Source organism: Kribbella albertanoniae (assembly GCF_004348455.1).
GTDB classification, from domain to species: Bacteria; Actinomycetota; Actinomycetes; order Propionibacteriales; family Kribbellaceae; genus Kribbella; species Kribbella albertanoniae.
Genome location: NZ_SMKA01000446.1, coordinates 1 through 3814, shown reverse-complemented (window position 1 = coordinate 3814; position 3814 = coordinate 1). Strand labels below are relative to the sequence as shown.

3 protein-coding genes and 1 pseudogene are annotated in these 3814 nt (G+C 68.3%); 1 reads left to right on the top strand and 3 read right to left on the bottom strand.

What is annotated here, in order from left to right:
• Positions 1–1049 (top strand): type IV toxin-antitoxin system AbiEi family antitoxin domain-containing protein (locus E1261_RS43815; RefSeq protein WP_238176832.1); only part of this gene is annotated, 1049 nt, incomplete at its 5' end.
• Here E1261_RS43815 and E1261_RS43810 read toward each other — a convergent pair.
• From E1261_RS43810 to E1261_RS43800, 3 genes and pseudogenes are all read right to left on the bottom strand, one after another.
• The gene (locus E1261_RS43810; protein WP_132416146.1) at positions 1046–2026 is read right to left on the bottom strand and encodes a ribose-phosphate diphosphokinase; all 981 of its coding nucleotides are present in this window, start codon (positions 2024–2026) and stop codon (positions 1046–1048) included. The two genes, E1261_RS43815 and E1261_RS43810, sit on opposite strands and share 4 nt — an antisense overlap.
• Positions 2027–2041: 15 nt before the next feature.
• Positions 2042–3493, bottom strand: a complete 1452-nt coding sequence (glmU, locus tag E1261_RS43805) for a bifunctional UDP-N-acetylglucosamine diphosphorylase/glucosamine-1-phosphate N-acetyltransferase GlmU (RefSeq protein WP_132416144.1) — start codon at positions 3491–3493, stop codon at positions 2042–2044.
• A 115-nt stretch (positions 3494–3608) separates the two neighbouring features.
• Positions 3609–3814 (bottom strand): annotated as a pseudogene (locus tag E1261_RS43800) (hypothetical protein); the annotation flags it as partial.

The window sequence follows — 3814 nt, the reverse complement described above, 5'->3', positions numbered from 1 at the left end:
AGGGAGGGGCGGGGTGCATCTTCTCTGGCGTGAAGGGATTTCTGGATGAACAGTTTGCGGAGTTGTTGCGGAAGCAGCTGGGGGCCTTCAGCTGGCGGCAAGCGCAGCTGCAGGGCGCGTCGGACAAAATGCTCGCGGTGCGGTTGCGGTCCGGGCAGATCCAGCGGGTCTATCGCGGTGCGTACGTCAATTTCACCGGACCGGTTCCGTGGGAAACGCGGGTCTGGGCGGCGTGGTTGGCCTGCGGGCCTGATGCGGCGCTGGGTGGTGAGACTGCGCTGCGCCGATACGGGCTCGATGGTGACTGGGCCGCCGAGCCAATCTGTTTGGATCTCCCACACCATCGCCGAGTACGTCGGCAGTCCGGCATCGTGATTCGTCGCTACCGCGATCTGGACGGCCGCCTGCTGGGGAGTCGCGAGCCACCGATCGTGCGGCTGGAGGTGGCACTCCTGACGGTCGCGAGTCGCCGGCCGAACAGCGATGCCGCCTTAGCCATGATTCTGGACGCTTGCCGTCAACGCCGGACTACCCCGCGGCGCCTGTTGGAGGAGCTGGATCGGCTGCAGAATCTCCCGCGCCGCAAAGCCATCACCCAAGTGCTGCGTGACGCCGACGCGGGGGTCGAGTCGTGGCTGGAACTCTTCTACCTCGAGAGAGTGGAACGTGCTCACGGACTTCCGGCAGCTACCCGCCAAGCCGCTGGGAGCTTCAGCGGTGCAACGATCCGGCGGGACTGCCGGTATGACCCGTACGGCGTGATCGTCGAGCTCGACGGCCGGGTCGGGCACGCGGATGTCGCCTCGCAGTGGCGGGACATGGCGAGAGATAATGCTGCCGCAGTTGACGCCCAGGTGACGCTTCGCTTCGGGCACCAGGTGGCCGGCGATCCGTGTGGCGCGGCAGCTCAGGTCGCCGCGGTCCTCGCCCTCCGCGGCTGGCCCGGCGCTCCCACCCCCTGCGGTCCCAGCTGCACGGTCCGACCTGGAGCTGGGGAGTCCTACCACCCGAAAACGACGGGTAGCGCTCCCCAGCGCCGTACTGGTTAGGCGCGGCCGTCGAAGAGGCTGGTGACTGAGCCGTCCTCGAAGACCTCGCGGATGGCCCGGCTGATCAGGGGGGCGATCGACAGCTCGGTGAGCTTGTCGAAGCGGCGGTCCTCGGCGATCGGGAGGGTGTTGGTGACGATCACCTCGCTGGCCTGGCAGTTCTTCAGCCGGTCCACCGCGGGACCGGACAGGATCGCGTGGGTGGCGGCGATCACGACGCCCGCGGCGCCTTCGGCGATCAGGGCGTCGGCCGCCTTGGTGATGGTGCCGCCGGTGTCGATCATGTCGTCGACCAGGATGCAGACCCGGTTCTTGACCTCACCGACGACCCGGTTCGCGACCGTCTCGTTCGGGCGGTCGATGTCGCGGGTCTTGTGGATGAAGGCCAGCGGCGCGTTGTTCAGCCGCGCGGACCACTGCTCGGCCACCTTGATCCGGCCGGCGTCCGGCGAGACCACGGCCAACTGCTGGTCGCCGTACTTGTCCCGGACGTAGTCGCTCAGGATCGGCAGCGCCATCAGGTGGTCGACCGGGCCGTCGAAGAAGCCCTGGATCTGCGAGGTGTGCAGGTCGACGCAGATCAGCCGGTTCGCGCCGGCGGTCTTGAACAGGTCGGCCATCAGCCGCGCCGAGATCGGCTCCCGGCCGCGGTGCTTCTTGTCCTGCCGGGCGTAGCCGTAGAACGGGAGCACGACGGTGATCCGCTTGGCCGAGGCGCGCTTGAGCGCGTCGACCATGATCAGCTGCTCCATGATCCACTCGTTGATCGGCGAGGTGTGGCTCTGGATCACGAAGGCGTCGCTGCCGCGCACCGACTCCTCGAACCGGACGTAGATCTCGCCGTTGGCGAAGTCGTACGCCGAGGTCGGCACCAGGCCGGCGCCCAGCTGCTCGGCGACCTCGTTGGCCAGCCCGGGATGGGCTCTGCCGGAGAACACCATCAGGTTCTTCTCGGTGGTTCGCTTCATCCCGCTCATTGACCGGCCTCCCGTTTACTTCTTGTCGCCAGTATCGGCCGCGGCTTCTGCTTCCGCAGCAGCCTGTGCGGTCTTCGTTCCGGCCCGCTTGCGCGCGACCCAGCCCTTGATGTTGCGCTGCCGGCCCCGGGCCACCGCGATCTCGCCCGGACCGACGTCCTCGGTCAGGGCGGTCCCGGCGGCCAGGTAGGCGCCGTCCGCGACCGTCCGCGGGGCGACGATCACCGAGTTGCTCCCGATGAACGAGTGCTTGCCGATGACCGTCGGGTACTTCTTCTGCCCGTCGTAGTTCGCGAAGATCGTGCCGGCGCCGATGTTCGCGCCCTCGCCGATCGTCGCGTCCCCGGCGTACGTCAGGTGCGGCACCTTGGCGCCGTCGCCGATGCTGGTGTTCTTGGTCTCGACGAAGGTGCCGATCTTGCCCTTCACGCCGACCTTGGTGCCGGGGCGCAGGTAGGCGAACGGGCCGACACTCGCGCCGTCGCCGAGCACCGAACTCGACCCGTGGGTGCGGATGATCGTCGCGCCTTCGCCGATCTGTACGTCGGTCAGGGTCGTGTCCGGACCGATCGTCGTACCGCTGCCGGCCGTGGTGGCGCCGTGCAGCTGCGTGTTCGGCAGCAGGGTGACGTCCTGGGCGAGCTCGACGGTGCTGTCCACCCAGGTGGTGTTCGGGTCGACGATCGTGACGCCGCCACGCATCAGCTTGTCGAGGGTGCGGCGGTTCAGCTCGGCGCGGAGCGTGGCCAGCTGGACGCGGTCGTTCACGCCCTCGGTCTGCATCGCGTCCTCGGTGACATACGCCCCGACGCGCTTGCCGTCGTTGCGGGCGATCGACAGTACGTCGGTCAGGTACAGCTCGCCCTGCGCGTTGTCCGTGGTCAGCCGGCTCAGCCCGTCGCGCAGCGTGGCCGCGTCGAACACGTAGATTCCGGCGTTGATCTCGTCGATCTGGCGCTGCTCGGGGGTCGCGTCCTTGTGCTCGACGATCGCGGCGACCGTGCCGTCGGCCCCCGGGACGATCCGCCCGTACCCGGTCGGGTCGGCGACCCGCGCGGTCAGCACGGTGACGGCGTTGCCCTGCTTGTCGTGTTCCGCGACCAGCTCGTGCAGTGTCTCGGACTGAAGCAGCGGCACGTCACCCGACGTGACCACGACCGAGCCCTCGAACGCAGCCGGTACGGCGGTCAGTCCGGAGCGCACGGCGTCGCCGGTCCCGAGCTGCTGCTCCTGGACGGCGGTCTTCACGTCCGGATCCAGCGCGGTCAGATGAGCCTCGACCAGCTCCCGGCCGTTACCGACCACGACCACGAGGTGCTCCGGGGCAAGCGCACGCGCGGTGACCACCGCATGACCGACCAGGCTGCGCCCGCCGATCTCGTGCAGCACCTTCGGGGTCGACGATTTCATCCGGGTTCCGAGCCCGGCGGCCATGATCACGACCGCCGCGGGGCGATGGGAAGTCACGCGGTCTTCTCCTCGAGTTCCCTGCGAGTTTCTGGAACAAGTATCTGCACAGGCACCCGATTCAGTGCCCGCGCAAGCCTACTTCCTGTTCGCGAGGACTCTCGCATCCACCTGCTCAGGCAGCCGGTCCCCGCAGGTTCACCACCAGGTCGCCGGCCGTGATCCCGGCGTACTCCTGCATCATCCGCGCCCGCGCGTACTCGCTGTAGCCCCGCCTGGCGATCTGCAGGTAGAACCGCGTGACCGATCCCACACCCACCGCCCGCACCATCAGGTCCACCGCGAGCCAGCTCACCCGGTAACTCTCCGTCACCTCGAACT

What these genes read in the sequence shown, in the direction of transcription:
- E1261_RS43810 (WP_132416146.1), bottom strand. Translation starts at nt 2,026, where the DNA reads ATGAGCGGGATGAAGCGAACCACCGAGAAGAACCTGATGGTGTTCTCC.